A 14,725-nucleotide genomic window follows, 5' to 3' on the forward strand; every position below is an offset into this window, starting at 1 on the left:
GTCATGGCGGGAACGGACCAGCGCGCGGGCGGGGCGGGGCGCGAGGTGGCGATCCTCGGCGGCTCCTTCAACCCGCCCCACGTCGCGCACCTCATGGCGGCGCTGTGGACGCTCGCCACGCAGGACGTCGCCGAGGTCTGGCTGCTCCCCTCGTTCCGCCATCCCTTCGGGAAGGCGCTCGCGCCGTTCGAGGACCGGGTGGAGATGTGCAGGCTCGCGGCGCGGAGCCTCCGCGGCGTCCACGTGTGCACCGCGGAGGCGGAGCTCGCCGGCGACCCGCTCGTCGGGAAGACGTCGCGCACGCTCGAGCACCTGCACGCGAAGCACCCGGACCTCCGGTTCGCGCTGGTGATCGGCGCGGACATCCTCCCGGACACCACCAAGTGGTACCGCTGGAATCGGGTGGAGGAGCTGGCGCGGATCGTGGTGGTGGGGCGGGAGGGCTACCCGCCGATCCCCGGCGCGCCGGCGCTGCCCGCGATCTCCTCCACGGAGATCCGGGGCCGGATCGCGCGCGGCGAGGACGTCCGCGGCCTCGTGCCGGAGCGGGTCCGCCGGTACGTCGCAGAGAAGGGGCTGTACCGTTGACCGCTCGCGCCGGGGCGCGGTGCGCCCTCGCGGCGGCGTGGCTCGCTCTCGCCGCGGCCCCCGTCCCCGGCCGCGCCGGGCCGCCCTACTTCACCGACGATCCCGAGCCCGTCGAGCTCCGGCACTGGGAGATCTACCTCGCCACCCAGTGGAGCCGCGATCGCGACGGGGGGCTCTCGGGGACCGCGCCGCACGTGGAGGTGAACTACGGCGCGCTGCCGGAGGTGCAGCTCCACGTCGTCGCGCCGCTCGCGCTGGCGCGCCCCGCCAGCGGGCCGACGGCGTGGGGCCTCGGCGATCTCGAGCTCGGGGCGAAGGTCCGGTTCCTCGAGGAGAGCCCGGTCCGTCCGCAGATCGGGGTGTTCCCCCTCGTCGAGCTGCCGACGGGTGACGCGGACCGCGGGCTGGGGGCGGGGGAGGTGCAGGCCTTCCTGCCGCTCTGGATCCAGAAGCGGTTCGGGCCGTGGACGACCTACGGCGGGGGCGGCTGGTGGCTGAACCCCGGGGCGGGGAACCGGAACTACGTGGCGCTCGGGTGGCTCCTCCAGCGCGAGGTCGCGCCGGGCGTGACGCCGGGCGTCGAGGTGTTCCACACCGCGGCTCGCACCGTCGGCGGCACCAGCGAGACCCGCGTGGCGGCCGGCCTCGTCCTCGACCTCTCGGAGGTGCACCACCTGCTCGTCTCCGCGGGGCGCACCTTCGGCGGGGGCGACGCCCTCCAGGCGTACCTCGCCTGGCAGCTCACGCTCGGGCCGCGCGACCGCGAGTGACCGCGGGGCCCGGCGGCGGGGGCGGGCGCCGATCGCGACACCACTCGCGAGCTGCCGGAACGCCGCAGACTCCTCCCTGCGCAGCTCGACGTGCCTTCCAGGCGTGGCCTTCATCACACCGTCCCTGCGCCGCCTCCACATCCGTGAGGTGTGCCGTGCTGGGGGACCGCGGGTGCGAGCGCGCCCGCACGGCGAGCGTGGGCTGGCTCGGGAAGGAGGTGGAGGCCGGGGCGCCACCCGCGGGCGGGTACCGGAATGACAAGATCGGCTCCGAAGAAGCCCGTGCCTCACCGGCATGCTGAGGTGCTCGCCACGGCTCTCGCCCACCGATGCGGGGCGGCAGGAGAGCTGGAGCAGGTACGGTGGCCGCACGTCGGCCATCATCACCGCCCGGCCGCCATGCGCTCACCCCGAGCGCTTCTTCTTCGCTGCGCACCGCGGCGCCGTTCCGGTTCGTGCGACAGGTGCGGAGTCGAAGAGCTCACCGCTCGACCGTCGCCTGAACCGGTCCATCAAGGCGTCCCCGAAGAACTTCCGAGCGGCGAGCTGGTTATGAAAGAAACAGAGAAGGTGAATGTTCTCGACCGTGGGCGGGCCGCCCAGGGCCTCGGCTTCGCGGTGATCGAACTCGAGCAGGCAGGTCGAGCCGCAGATGCCGCCGGACTCGAGGGGGTACTGGCAGCGGCCGCCGTCGCGGAGCCAGACCAGGCGCTTCACCTCGGCGGAGAGGTGCTCCGGCTTCGAGGGGCGGCGCTCCGCGAGCGGCTTCTGCACGAGCCCCTTCCGCTTGGCGCTTCGGGCGAGGAGGAGGTCGAGGCCGACCTCGAGGATCTCCTCGGTGGTGGCGCCGAAATGCGAATGAGAGAGCGCATCCCGCGCGGCGTCGAGCTTCTCGAGGAAGCGGCGGGAGACGTTGAAATGAAGGCGCCGGAGGTCGGCGCTGAGCGGCTCGATCGATTCGCGGCGGGCTTCGCGGAAAGATGGGGCGTGCGCCGCAGCGCGCGGAGAATTGGCATCGACAGGGTTTTCTGGAAAACCTCGCGTTTCGAGCAGCTCGAACGGTGCCGCCGTGACGATGTTCGGAGCCGCGACCGGGAGCGCCGCGCCCGGGCTCACCGCCGCCGCGCCCCCGAGGCGCGGAACGGTTTCCTCCGTGGCCGGGGCGCGCACCGCCGTCACGATCTCACGACGCGGCGGTTTCTCGACCGGCTTGATCTCGGCCGCAACCTCCGCCGCCTCGTGCTTCGAGCGGTGAAAGAACCGGGGCAGCACCTCCGCCCGGTTCTCGGGCGAGATCACCTTCGCGAGCTCCGCGATGCTCGAGATGCAAAGCCTCCCGTCGCGTAGCGGCTCGATCACCTCCGGGAACCGCTGCACCATCTCGGCCGCGGTCTTCCGGTAGAACGCCGCCCCCTTCGAGAGCCCGAGCTCGCGATGGAGGAACCAGAACAGGCTCGAGTAGCCGAGCTCGACCCAGAGCCGACGGCGATCGAAGTCGGCGAGGGCGACCAGGAAGTCGGCCATGCAGTCGTGCTCGCGGCGGAGGAGCTCGGAGAGGCGGGCGGAGAGATCGCGTGCGTTCATGAGCGGATCGTCTCACGGGAATTCGCGGCCTCCCCGGACGCACGCAATCGCGCCTGGACACGAGAACGCGAATCCGCCTTCGCGCCTCGGCTCCGGCTCGGGCACGCGGCGTACGGCGCCCGCCCAGCGCTGCGAGAGAGGCATCTTCGGACGATCCGGGCTCGCGAAGCGTCACCCACCGGTAAACGCGTCAACCGTCGAATGGTGAACTGTGGGTTCCCGCGAAGGGACGGGCGCGCAGACTTCGGTCTTCGCACTCACGGTCAATTAATAATGCGAAAGGCCGCGGAGCGGCACGCGATTCGGGACCGTGCGATGCCGGCAGGGGGCTGCCTCGCCCCGGTGTGAAACGCGGGCCTCTTCGGGGCCGATCTTGCGCAAACGATTCCCACGCGTCTGCGGCGCCCCCGGCCTTTCCATCTTCCTGAGCCCGGACCGCTCGCCATTCAGAGCCGTTCGCCTGCAAGGTCCCTCCTTCACGGCCTTGCCTGCGCGAGGACCTGATGAATGCTCAGCCCCGTCGCGCCTGTGCGGCTCGGTCGTCGTATGGCCCGCTCGGCGACCGCAGCGTTTGCCTCGCGACGCTCGACGCAAGCGAGCGGCGTCAGGCCCGCCCCAGGGCGAGCCCGCCGTCCCCGGCGTCCACCCGGACCCGATCGCCCGGGCCGAGCTCGCCCGCGAGGATCTTCTCGGCGAGCGGCGCCTCGACGAGCCGCTGCACCGCCCCGCGCATCGGGCGCGCGCCGAGGGCGGGATCGAAGCCGCCGTGGTCGAGGAGGAAGGCGACGGCGGCGTCGGTGGCCTCGAAGCGGATCCGCCGCTCCGCCTCGAGCCGCCGCGAGGAGTCGGCGAGGAGCAGCCGGGCGATCCGCGTGACGTCCTCGCGCGCGAGGGGCTCGAACGCGATGCGCTCGTCGAGCCGGTTCCAGAGCTCCGGCGGGACCGCGGCGCGCGCCGCGTCGAGGACGCGGGCGTCGCGCGGCGCGACCTGGGCGGCGGCCCCGAACCCCACGGTTCCGGACGCGGTCCGGGTCGCCTCGGCGGCGCCCAGGTTCGAGGTGAGGATCACGACCGCGTTCGAGAAGTCCACCTGCCGGCCGCGTCCGTCGGTGAGCCGCCCCTCCTCGAGCACCTGGAGGAGCAGCATCAGCACGTCGCGGTGCGCCTTCTCGATCTCGTCCAGCACCACCACGCAGGCCGGCCGGCGCCGCACGGCGTCGGTGAGCTGCCCGCCCTCGCCGTAGCCGACGTACCCCGGCGCCGCGCCGACCAGGCGCGCGACGCCGGTCGCCTCGGCGCACTCGCTCATGTCGAGCTGGACGAGGGCGTCGGCCGACCCGTACAGCGCGTCGGCGAGCGCCTTCGCGAGCTCGGTCTTGCCGACGCCGGTCGGGCCGAGGAAGAGGAACGAGCCCATCGGCCGGCGCGACGCGAAGCCGGCGAAGTTGCGCTTGAGGACCGCCGCGACCCGCCGCACCGCGCCGGCGTGGCCGACCACGCGCGCCGCGAGGGCCGCCTCGAGCGCGAGGATCCGCTCGCGGTCGCTCGCGACCAGGCGCGACTCGGGGATGCCCGCCATCTTCGCGACGACGCGGGCGATCTCGCGCTCGCCCACCTCGCGCACGCCCTCGCGCCGGGCGCGGGAGCCGGCGAGATCGAGCACCGCCACGGCCTTGTCGGGCAGGAAGCGGTCGGTGATGTGGCGCGCCGAGAGCGCGGCGGCCGCCTCGAGGGCCGCGGGCGCGTACGTCACGCCGTGGTGCTTCTCGTACCGGCCTGCGAGGCCGCCGAGGATCGTCACCGTGTCGGCGACCGACGGCTCGCGCACGAGGACCGGCGTGAACCGGCGCTCGAGCGCGGGATCCTTCTCGATGTGCTGGCGGTACTCGTCGTGGGTGGTCGCGCCGATGCAGGGGAACTCGCCGCGCGCGAGGGCGGCCTTGAGCTCGTTCGCGGCGTCCTGGGGCCCCTCGCCCGTGGAGCCCGCCCCCATGAGCGTGTGGATCTCGTCGATGAAGACCACCACCCTGCCGCCCGCCTTCCGGACCTCCTCCTTGATGCCGAGGAGCTTCTCGGAGAAGGCGCCGCGGAGCTGGGTCCCCGCCACCACGCCCGCCATGTCGAGCTCGACCACGATCCGCTCGCGGTCGGCGCCGCCGTGCTGGAGGAGCCGCTGCGCGATCCCCTCGACGATGGCGGTCTTGCCGACGCCCGGCTCGCCGACCAGGAGGGGGTTGTTGGTGCGGCGCTTCCCGAGGACGTCGATCGCCTCGTCCACCTCGCGCTCGCGCCCGACCAGCGGATCGAGCTTGCCGGCCGACGCGAGCTCGGTGAGGTTCCGCCCGAGCTGCGAGAGCCAGGGGAACGCCTGCGGGTCGAGGGCGTGGGGCGAGCGCGGCGCGCGGCGGGGCGCCGGGGTCTCGGCGGGGGCAGCCGCCTGGGCGGCGCGGCTCGCGCCGGGCGCCGGACGCCTCGCCGCCCCGCGCCTGGCGTCGGACGACCCCTCCCCGAGGCCGGTCGCCGCCTCGAGCTGCCCGAGCGCCTCGTCGAGCTCGCCGTCCAGGTCGCGCGCGCCCTCGTGCTCCGGCTCCGGCTCCGGCGCGCGGCGCGCGGCGGGGGGCGTCGCCGGCCGCGCCTGCGCGGCGGGACCGACCTGGACCGGCTGCACCTGCCGGAGCCGCCGGGGCATGCCGGCCGTGAAGTAGGAGAGGGCGACGTTCCGGAGCGACGCGACCGGGATGCCGCAGGCGACGAGGAGCTGGTGCGCCGCGGCGGAGCGGACCCGGCTCATGGCGATGAGCAGGTGGAGGCAGTCCACCTCCTCCGCGGCGACGCCCTCGGCGACGTCGCGCGCCCGGTCGCGGAGATCCCGCGCCACGGCCTCGGGCTCCTTGGGCGTGCCCGTCATCGCCTGGAGGATCCGGTCCTCGTCGATGCCGCGCTCGCGGAGGAGCACCTCGGCGCGGTTCGGGACCGTGAAGAAGGCGAGGAGCTGGTGCGCGCTGGTCAGCTTCTGGTTCACGCTCCGCGCGATGTCCTCCGCCTCCGCGAGGACCTGCAGCAGCTCCATCGACTCGATGACCGTGGACATTCTCGGTGACCATGCGATATCGCGTCGAACCCGTCAATTTTTCCGCGGGTTTCCGGGCCGCGGGGCCGGCGGAGGGGGCGAGGGTGGGGTACACTGACGTCGCACGGAGGCCCTCGATGCGTCTCGCCGCCACGCTGCTCCTCGCCGTCCTCGCGACCGCCTGCCGGACGGCGGCGCCGCGCCCGCCCGAGGCCACCGCCCCCGCGGCGCCCGTCGCGCCCGCGCCTCCGCCCCCCGCGCCGGCGCGCGCCGTCGCGGTGCCGGAGCCGCGGATCGCCCTCGTCCTCGGCGGCGGCGCCGCCCGCGGGTTCGCCCACATCGGCGTGATCCGGGTGCTCGAGCAGGAGCGGATCCCCGTCGATCTCGTGGTCGGCACCAGCGTCGGCAGCCTGATCGGCGCGATCTACGCGAGCGCGCGCGACTCCTTCGAGCTCGAGTGGACCGCGTTCCAGCTCCAGAAGGACGACCTGTTCGACTTCGGGCTCGTCAACGCGGTGGTCGGGATGGGCTACGCGAAGGGGGACAAGCTCGAGGCGTTCGTGCGCGCGAAGGTGAAGCAGGCGAACATCGAGCAGCTCGCGATCCCGTTCGCCGCCGTCGCGACCGACCTGAACTGGGGCGAGCGGGTGGTGCTGGACCGCGGGTCGGTCGCGCGCGCGGTCCGCGCCTCGTCGGCGATCCCCGGCATCTTCGAGCCGGTGGCGCACCAGGGGAAGATCCTGGTGGACGGCGGCGTGGTGGACAACATCGCCATCGACGTCGCCCGGCTGAAGGGGGCGGACCTCGTCGTCGCGGTGGACATCTCGGATGACGTGGGGAACGTGCAGATCCGGAACGTCCTCGACGTCCTCCTCCAGTCCACGAACATCATGTTCGCGGAGAACGTGAAGCACCGGCGGCAGGGGGCCGACGTGCTCGTCGCGCCGGACGTCCGCGGCGTGGGCATGCTCGACTTCGGCCAGAAGAAGCGGTGCATGCAGGCCGGGATGGACGCGGCGCGGAGGGCGGTCCCGCAGCTCCGGGCCGCGATCGCGGCGTGGAAGGCCCGGAAGGCGGCGCAGCTCGCGCCGCGGTCGTGATCCGGCCGGGTCGCGTCCCGTCCCCGCCGAGCCGCCGCGCCACCCCGCGGGGGTGATCCCGTGCGTGGGAAACCCGCACGTGCCGGCCGCGCCCCCGCCCGATCGTCCATAGATCGACCCGTGAACACGCCCATGTGGCGCGGCGATCGATGGGCGAGAGGGCGAACGGGGAGGGGGCTGTCGTGAGAGAGACCGACATGCGGCGGCGGGCGGTGCTCGTGGCGGCGATCGCGGTTGCGCTCGGTGCGCCGGCGAGCCGCGCCTACGCCTCGGCATTCCAGCTCGCGGAGCAGAACGGGAGCGGGCTGGGGAACGCCTACGCCGGGCAGGCGGCCGCGGCCGAGGACGCGAGCACCATCTACTTCAACCCCGCCGGCCTGACGCGCATCCCGGGCTTGCAGGTCGTGGCCGCGCTGAACTTCGTCAGACCGGTCTCCGAGTTCAGGGATCGCGGCTCCACCCCCGCGACGCTCCAGCCCACGCTGGGCGGCGTCGATGGTGACGCAGGGTCGCTGGCGCTCGTTCCGAACGGCTACGTGTCCTACGAGGCGGTCCCCGGGATGATCTGGGCGGGGCTGGGGGTGAACGTCCCGTTCGGCCTCGAGACCAAGTGGGAGTCCGGGTGGATGGGGCGCTTCCACGCCATCAAGTCGTCGGTCAAGAGCGTCAACCTCAACCCCACGGTGGCGTGGAAGATCGTGCCGTGGCTGTCCGTCGGCGCGGGGGTGAACCTCCAGTGGTTCGACGCCGAGCTGACGAACTCCGTCAACTACAGCGCCGCCGCGTTCGGCGCCGGCGGGGCCGCGGCGCTCGCCGGGCTGGCGCTGGCCGGCTGCGGCACCGCCGCCGGGGGGTGCGAGGGCGTCGCCAACGTCTCCGGGGACACCTGGAGCTGGGGCTGGAACGTCGGCGCGATGGCCGAGCTCCCGACCCGGACCCGCGTCGGGGTCGCGTACCGCTCCGCGCTGACGCACTACATCAAGGGCGACGTCACGTTCAGCAACCGGCCGGCGCTCCTCGCCGCGGCCTTGCCGGACGGTCCCGTGAAGACGAAGATCGAGGTGCCGGACACCGTGTCCGTGGCGGTGGCGCAGCAGGTCATCCCCAGGCTCGAGCTCCTCGCCGACTTCACGTGGACGGGCTGGTCGTCGATCCAGAACCTCTCGATCTTCCGCACCAGCGGCGCGCCGCTCACCAGCACGCCGCTCCGGTTCGACGACAGCTGGCGCGTGGGGCTGGGCGCGAACTACCAGCTCACGGCGCCGGTGAAGCTCCGCCTCGGCGTGGCCTACGACACGACGCCGGTCCGAAACGAGTTCCGCACGCCGCGCCTCCCCGACGAGGATCGCACGTGGCTGGCGGGCGGCGTCCAGTGGGCGTTCTCGCGGCACGCCGCGATCGACCTCGGGTTCGCGTACCTCTTCGTCCGGGACGCCAGCAGCAACCTGCCGAACGTCGATCCCAACCCGCCGGCCGGCTTCGTGGCCTCGCCGAAGGGGCACCTCGTCGGCACGTACCGCGGCGAGGTCTGGGTCGGGAGCGTGCAGGCCCGGTACTCGCTCTGACTCGCCTTTCGCCGAGTCTGATCCGACGTGATCGCGACGTGCTCCGGGTGACCGCGGGCCGGGGGAGGCGGCGAGCCTACTCGAGCCCGCGGGCGTACAGCTCGTCCTCGTTCAGCCCGAGGAAGTGGCCCACCTCGTGGATGAGCGTGATCCCGATCTGCTCGATGAGCTCGGCCCGGCTGCGGGCGAACCTCTCCAGATTTCGCTGGTACAGGACGATCGACGACGGGAAGTGGCTCCACGGGTCCATCGAGGCCTTCTGGCCGTACGGCGCGCCGCGGAAGAGCCCCAGGATCGCCGGCGAGAGCGGCGGATCCGAGGAGAGGAGGTCGTCCTGGGACGGCAGCTCCTCGATCGTGATCGCGACGTTGGCGAGGTAGCTCCGCACCTGCTCCGGCACGTCCGCCAGCGCGTCCTCCACCGCGGCGTCGAACGCCTCGGGGGAGAGCGCGATCGGCTTCGGGAACTCCTGCGGCGCGAGCTTCCGCGCGCGGGCGGCGCGCCGCCGGGCCTCCTCGGCGTCGCCGCGCCGCTCCGCCACCAGGCCGAGGTAGTGGTGCGTCCACGGCTCGTCCGGCGCGAGCGCCTCGGCGCGTCGGAGCACGCGGTCGGCCTCGTCGAAGCGGCAGAGCTCGTACAGCGCGAACCCCGTCTCCAGCAGGACGTCCACCCGGCCGGGGTCCTCCCGCTCCGCCTCGGCGAGCCGCTCGAGCGCCTCGACGGAGCGGCCGAGCTGGTTCAGCGCCGCGCCCTCGAGCCAGGCGAGCTCGGCGCCGAGCTCCGCGTCGCCGGCCTTGCGGGCGGCCTTGCGCCCGCGGCGCGCCAGCTCGAGCCCGCGCTCGACGTGCTCCCGGTCCGCCTCGTCCTCGGGCAGGACGTTCACGTAGAAGTCGGCCGCGCCGCGGAGCAGCTCCACGTCGTCGCGATCCGCGGAGAGGGCGCGCTCGTACGCCGCCCGGGCGTCCTCGATCCGGCCCAGCTCGGCGAGGGCCGCGGCCCGGGTGTGGAGCGCCGCGACCGAGCGGGGGGCCGCGGCGAGCGCCTCGTCCGCCCGGGCGAGCGCCTCCTCGAAGCGGCCGGCCTCGAACGCCTCCGCGGCCGCGTCGAGGAGCGCCTCCTCGTCGGCGCGCCCGTCCCGGGGGCGATCATCGAAGCCGCGCATGGCGGGGCGACGTAACCGCGGCGCCGGCGCGCTGTCAACGCGCGCCGCGGGCAGGTCGACCCCGCCGGAGGCTTCACTGAAAGCGTGCACGGAGCGGCCCGGGAGCCCGCTTGACCGGGTCCTTCGAGCGGTTATGTTACCCGCCGTCCGCGCGGACGGGTGCCGTCGCGCGCCAGGAACCCACCGAGATTTCGCTGCCTTCGCAAAAAAAAGGAGCTCCGAGATGCCGGCCAAGGAGATCGCATTCCACCAGCCCGCCCGCGAGGCCGTCCTCCGCGGCGTGCAGACCCTCGCGGAGGCCGTGTCGGTGACGCTCGGCCCGAAGGGGCGGAACGTCGTCATCGAGAAGAGCTTCGGATCGCCCACCATCACGAAGGACGGCGTGACGGTCGCGAAGGAGATCGAGCTCGAGGGGAAGCTCGAGAACATGGGGGCGCAGATGGTCCGCGAGGTCGCCGCGCAGACCTCGGACAAGGCCGGTGACGGCACCACCACCGCCACCGTGCTCGCGCGGTCGATCTTCGAGGAGGGGCTGAAGCTCGTCTCCGCGGGCAACGACCCCATGGACCTCAAGCGCGGCATCGACCGCGCCGTCGAGGTCGTCGTCGCCGAGCTCCAGAAGCAGTCGAAGCCGACGCACGGCAAGAGCGACATCGCCCAGGTCGGCACCATCTCCGCGAACGGCGACGAGACCATCGGCAACATCATCGCCGAGGCGATGGAGAAGGTCGGCAAGGAGGGGGTGATCACGGTCGAGGAGGCCAAGGGGCTCGAGACCACGCTCGAGGTGGTCGAGGGCATGCAATTCGACCGCGGCTACGTCTCGCCGTACTTCGTCACGAACCCCGACCGGATGGAGGTCGTCCTCGACGAGCCGTTCATCCTCGTCACCGAGAAGAAGATCTCGGCGATGGCCGATCTCGTCCCGGTGCTCGAGCAGGTGGCCCGCAGCGGGAAGCCGCTCCTCATCATCGCCGAGGACGTGGACGGGGAGGCGCTCGCCACCCTCGTCGTGAACAAGCTCCGCGGCACCCTCCACGTCTGCGCGGTGAAGGCGCCCGGCTTCGGGGACCGCCGCAAGGAGATGCTGAAGGACATCGCGACGCTCACGGGCGGTCAGGTCGTCGCCGAGGAGCTCGGCATCAAGCTCGAGCAGCTCGGGCTCGCGGATCTCGGCCGCGCCAAGCGCATCACGATCGACAAGGACAACACCACGATCGTGGACGGCGAGGGCAAGAAGTCCGACATCGAGGCCCGCATCAAGGTGATCCGCGGCCAGATCGAGGAGACCACGAGCGACTACGACCGCGAGAAGCTGCAGGAGCGGCTCGCGAAGCTCGTCGGCGGCGTCGCGGTGATCCAGGTCGGCGCGGCCACCGAGACCGAGATGAAGGAGAAGAAGGCCCGCGTGGAGGACGCGCTGCACGCCACGCGGGCCGCCGTCGAGGAGGGCATCGTCCCCGGCGGGGGCGTCGCCTACCTGCGCTCGCTCGCGGCGCTCGACGCCCTGAAGGTGGAGGGCGACCAGCGGTTCGGCGTCCAGATCGTCCGCCGGGCGCTGCTCTGGCCGGCGCGCCGGATCGCCGAGAACGCCGGGAGCGACGGCCCGGTGGTGGTGGCCCGCATCCTCGAGGGGAGCGGGGCGTTCGGCTTCAACGCGGCGACCGAGGTCTTCGAGGACCTGGTGAACGCCGGCGTGATCGATCCGACCAAGGTGTCCCGCACCGCGCTGCAGAACGCCGCGTCGGTGGCGGGCCTCCTCCTGACGACCGAGGCGATGGTCGCCGAGAAGCCGAAGAAGAAGGCGCCCGCGGCCGGCCCCGGCATGGGCGGGATGGAGGACATGGAGTACTGAACGGGGCCTGAACGGGGCCCGGTCGGCCCGCCGCGCCGTGGCGCGGGAGCCGCACCCCCGTTACGTATGGAGCACGCCGGACGGTCGCCTCGGCGAGCCATCCGGCGATGACGAGGGCAGCCGCTACTACGCTCTCACGGGCGGAACCCGGCAGTCGTCGTCAGCGGGGCCAGGGGCCGGAAGGCTCCCGGCCCCGCGTTCTTTCGCCCCGCGCGGGCTGCGGCGTGCGCCGCGGCGTCAACTGCGCTCGCCCGCGGGCACCGGCGGCAGATCCCTCGAGGCCATGTAGACCACGTTCCGGGTGGAGCGCTTCCCGCGGTACATCGCGCGGTCGGCCAGGTCGAGGATCTCCGCCTTCGACTGCGCGTGCTCGGGGAAGCTCGCGAGCCCGATCGAGGCCGTCACGCGGACCGGGGCGGCCTCCCGCGAGAGGAAGCAGTGGCCCTCGACGGCGCGCCGGATGCGCTCGGCGACCTTGAGCCCCCCGCCCGAGTCGATCCCGACGAGCACGACCACGTACTCGTCCCCGCCGTACCGGACCACGACGTCCTCGTCGCGCACGCACGAGCGCAGGACGCGCGCCACCTCGACGAGGAGCTGCGAGCCGACGAGGTGGCCGTGCGCGTCGTTGACCAGCTTGAACCGATCGAGGTCCAGGAAGAGGACCGTGAACGGCTGGCCCTTCGCGAGCTCCCGGGCGAGGGCCATGTCGAGGTAGCGGGTGTTGTACAGGTGCGTGAGGTCGTCGAGGTAGGCGAGGTGCTCGACCTGCCGGAGCCGGCCCACGTTCCGGAGCGCCAGCCCCAGGTTCCGGCACAGGAAGGCGGCCGCCTCGGCCCCCGGAGCGTCCAGCTCGTCCGCGACGGGCACCGCCGCCGCGCCGACCACCGCCCCCTCGTCGGTGATGGGCAGGAGGAGGGCGCGCGGCGCGAGCGCGGTCAGGGCGCCCGGGAGGTCCACGTGCGCGGGGCGCTCGGGCGCGAGCCGGTCGAGCGCGGGGGCGCAGACGGCGAGCAGGTCGGCGGCCGCGCCGGGCGCGATCCCGTGCGCCCCGGAGAGGCCCCAGCGCCCGTCCTGCCCTCGCTCGAGGAGGGCGCCGCCGGCGCTCCGGCAGGACGCGGCGACGGCGGCGAGCGCCATCGGGACCAGCTTGTCGCGATCGAGGGTCGCGGCGATCCGCTGCCCGGCCTCGAACAGCTTCAGGTGCGCGCGGAGGGTCTTGTTCTCGGCGAGCAGCTCGCGCGTGGAGAGGCAGCGCTGCACCGTGAGCTGGAGCTGCTCGGGCGTGACCGGCTTCACCAGGTAGTCGGAGGCGCCGGACTTCATGGCCTGGACGGCGGGATCGACCTCGTCGAGGGCGGTGATCACCGCCACCTCGAGGTTCGGGTCGAGCTGCTTGGCGGCGGAGAGGAGGTCGAGGCCGGACGAGCCGGGCAGGATCACGTCGGTGAGCAGGACGTCGAAGCGGCGCTGGCGGAGCAGCGCGAGCGCCGCCTCGGCGTCCTCCGCGACCTCCACGTCGTAGCCCGCAGCGCGCAGGTAGTCGGAGTACACGGTGCGCGCGAAGCGCTCGTCGTCCACGAGGAGGACCGCGTGCGACATCGGCGAACGTATATCATGCCCTCCGTGGAGTCCCTCCCCGCCGAGCGCAAGGCGCTGCTCTTCTCCGTCGGCGGCGTGCGCCTCGCCCTGCGGCTCTCGCTGCTGCGCGAGATCCTGGCGGTGCCCGGCGACGCGGGCGAGATCGAGGCGCGCGGCGAGCCGGTCCCGGTCGCGTTCGTCTCGACGGTGCTCGGGCTGCCCGCCGGCCCGTCGCCGTACGCGATCCTCACCGAGGGTGCGCCGCGCGTCGCCCTCCGGGTCGAGGCGCTCCACGGCATCGTCGATCTCGCCGAGGCCGAGTTCTTCCAGCTCCCCGCGCGCACCGCGCTCCCGCAGCCCGCGCCGTTCTCCGGCGCGGTGGTCGCGCGCGGCGAGGTGGCGCTCGAGCTCGCGGTGGGGACGCTCGGGTTCGCGCCGCTCGAGCCCGCCGAGGAGGAGCACCCCGAGCCGCCGGCGGGGCTGGGCGCGAGCGCGGACCGCGAGCTGCGCTTCGCGCGCGCGGGGGCGGAGTACGCGGTGCCCCTCTCCATGCTCGTGCAGGTGCTGGAGGACCCCCGCCTCGCGCCCGTGCCGCTGACGCCGCCCTCGCACCGCGGCCTCCTCTACCACGGGCGGGCGCTCCACCCCGTGATCGACCTGGCCGTTCTCTACGGCGATCCGTCGCCCGGCGGCGGCGGCACCGTGCTCCTCGTGGACGCGGGCGGGGCCGGTGTGGGCGTCGTGGCGGACCGGGTGCTCGGGGTGGGAGAGGGGGGCCCCGACGTGATCCGGCCGCCGTGGGACGCGCTGTTCGGCCCGTAGCGCGCCGGAGCGCCGCCCGACGCCGGCGCGGCCGGTCCGCCGTCGGTGCGCGCGAGGCCGCCGGAACCCGCGAAATGCCTCGCAATTGTTGACATCGAGGGAACCCGGGCGTTACTGAATACGATCCCCTATACGGTCCTCTCACCCGACGGTCCGGAACCCTCGCCATGCCCAAGAACCTTCTCCTCGCGGACGACTCGATCACGATTCAGAAGGTCGTCGGGATCACGTTCGCGAAGAACGAGGACATCAAGGTCACCGCGGTGGACAACGGGGAGGCGGCGATCGCGAAGGCGCGCGAGCTGAAGCCGGACCTGATCCTCGCCGACGTGGTGATGCCGAAGCGGAACGGCTACGAGGTCTGCGAGGCCGTGAAGGCCGATCCGGCCCTCCGCCACATCCCGGTCCTGCTCCTCGCCGGCACGTTCGAGGCCTTCGACGAAGCGCGCGCCCGCGCCGCCCGGGCCGACGGCCACATCGCGAAGCCGTTCGAGAGCCAGGCCCTCATCGACAAGGTGAACGCGATCCTCGGAGGGAAGGGCGCCGCGGGCGCGTCCGCGGCCGCCGCTCGCCCCGGCCCCGCGCCGCACCCTGGGGCGCCGATGCCGCAGCCGGGCGCGCGCCCCGG

At 73.4% G+C, this 14,725-nt stretch carries 11 protein-coding genes; 7 read left to right on the top strand and 4 right to left on the bottom strand.

Features of this window, described 5'->3' with window-relative positions; translation table 11 throughout:
* The first annotated feature begins 3 nt into the window (after positions 1–3).
* Complete coding sequence (nadD, locus tag MNZ27_RS16465; RefSeq protein ID WP_242395185.1) at positions 4–588, top strand: nicotinate (nicotinamide) nucleotide adenylyltransferase; 585 nt, start codon at positions 4–6, stop codon at positions 586–588.
* A complete protein-coding gene (locus MNZ27_RS16470; protein ID WP_242395186.1) occupies positions 585–1,358 on the top strand; it encodes a transporter in 774 nt (257 codons plus the stop codon). The genes nadD and MNZ27_RS16470 overlap by 4 nt, the downstream gene beginning before the upstream one ends.
* A 405-nt stretch (positions 1,359–1,763) precedes the next feature.
* Here the strand turns inward: MNZ27_RS16470 and MNZ27_RS16475 are convergent, their stop codons facing one another.
* Together MNZ27_RS16475 and MNZ27_RS16480 are read right to left on the bottom strand one after the other, a co-directional pair.
* A complete protein-coding gene (locus MNZ27_RS16475) occupies positions 1,764–2,942 on the bottom strand; it encodes an HNH endonuclease (protein WP_242395187.1) in 1,179 nt (392 codons plus the stop codon).
* Positions 2,943–3,546: 604 nt separating this feature from the next.
* Positions 3,547–6,033: an AAA family ATPase gene (locus tag MNZ27_RS16480; RefSeq protein WP_242395188.1), complete on the bottom strand. Its 2,487-nt coding sequence runs from the start codon at positions 6,031–6,033 to the stop codon at positions 3,547–3,549.
* Between the two features lie 116 nt (positions 6,034–6,149).
* Here MNZ27_RS16480 and MNZ27_RS16485 point away from each other — a divergent pair, with 116 nt between their 5' ends.
* Both MNZ27_RS16485 and MNZ27_RS16490 read left to right on the top strand, forming a co-directional pair.
* Positions 6,150–7,112 carry a patatin-like phospholipase family protein gene (locus MNZ27_RS16485; protein WP_242395189.1) on the top strand — a complete coding sequence of 321 codons (963 nt, stop codon included), beginning with the start codon at positions 6,150–6,152 and terminating at the stop codon, positions 7,110–7,112.
* Positions 7,113–7,294: 182 nt separating this feature from the next.
* A complete protein-coding gene (locus MNZ27_RS16490; RefSeq protein WP_242395190.1) occupies positions 7,295–8,677 on the top strand; it encodes an OmpP1/FadL family transporter in 1,383 nt (460 codons plus the stop codon).
* A 76-nt stretch (positions 8,678–8,753) separates the two neighbouring features.
* Here MNZ27_RS16490 and MNZ27_RS16495 read toward each other — a convergent pair whose 3' ends face one another.
* The gene (locus tag MNZ27_RS16495) at positions 8,754–9,839 is read right to left on the bottom strand and encodes a metallopeptidase family protein (protein WP_242395191.1); all 1,086 of its coding nucleotides are present in this window, start codon (positions 9,837–9,839) and stop codon (positions 8,754–8,756) included.
* Positions 9,840–10,062: 223 nt separating this feature from the next.
* Here MNZ27_RS16495 and groL point away from each other — a divergent pair, with 223 nt between their 5' ends.
* Positions 10,063–11,694: a chaperonin GroEL gene (gene groL / locus MNZ27_RS16500; protein WP_242395192.1), complete on the top strand. Its 1,632-nt coding sequence runs from the start codon at positions 10,063–10,065 to the stop codon at positions 11,692–11,694.
* Between the two features lie 237 nt (positions 11,695–11,931).
* Here groL and MNZ27_RS16505 read toward each other — a convergent pair whose 3' ends face one another.
* Positions 11,932–13,296, bottom strand: coding sequence for a GGDEF domain-containing response regulator (locus MNZ27_RS16505; RefSeq protein WP_242395193.1), 1,365 nt, complete (start codon positions 13,294–13,296; stop codon positions 11,932–11,934).
* A gap of 24 nt (positions 13,297–13,320) precedes the next feature.
* On the opposite strand from MNZ27_RS16505, the gene MNZ27_RS16510 reads away from it, so the two are divergent.
* Both MNZ27_RS16510 and MNZ27_RS16515 read left to right on the top strand, forming a co-directional pair.
* On the top strand, positions 13,321–14,097 hold the full coding sequence (locus tag MNZ27_RS16510) for a chemotaxis protein CheW (protein WP_242395194.1): 777 nt from the start codon (positions 13,321–13,323) through the stop codon (positions 14,095–14,097).
* Positions 14,098–14,264: 167 nt separating this feature from the next.
* Positions 14,265–14,725, top strand: a 461-nt coding sequence (locus MNZ27_RS16515; protein ID WP_242395195.1) for a response regulator, incomplete at its 3' end; no start/stop codon positions are given.

This window comes from Anaeromyxobacter oryzisoli, assembly GCF_022690765.1.
Classification (GTDB): domain Bacteria; phylum Myxococcota; class Myxococcia; order Myxococcales; family Anaeromyxobacteraceae; genus Anaeromyxobacter; species Anaeromyxobacter oryzisoli.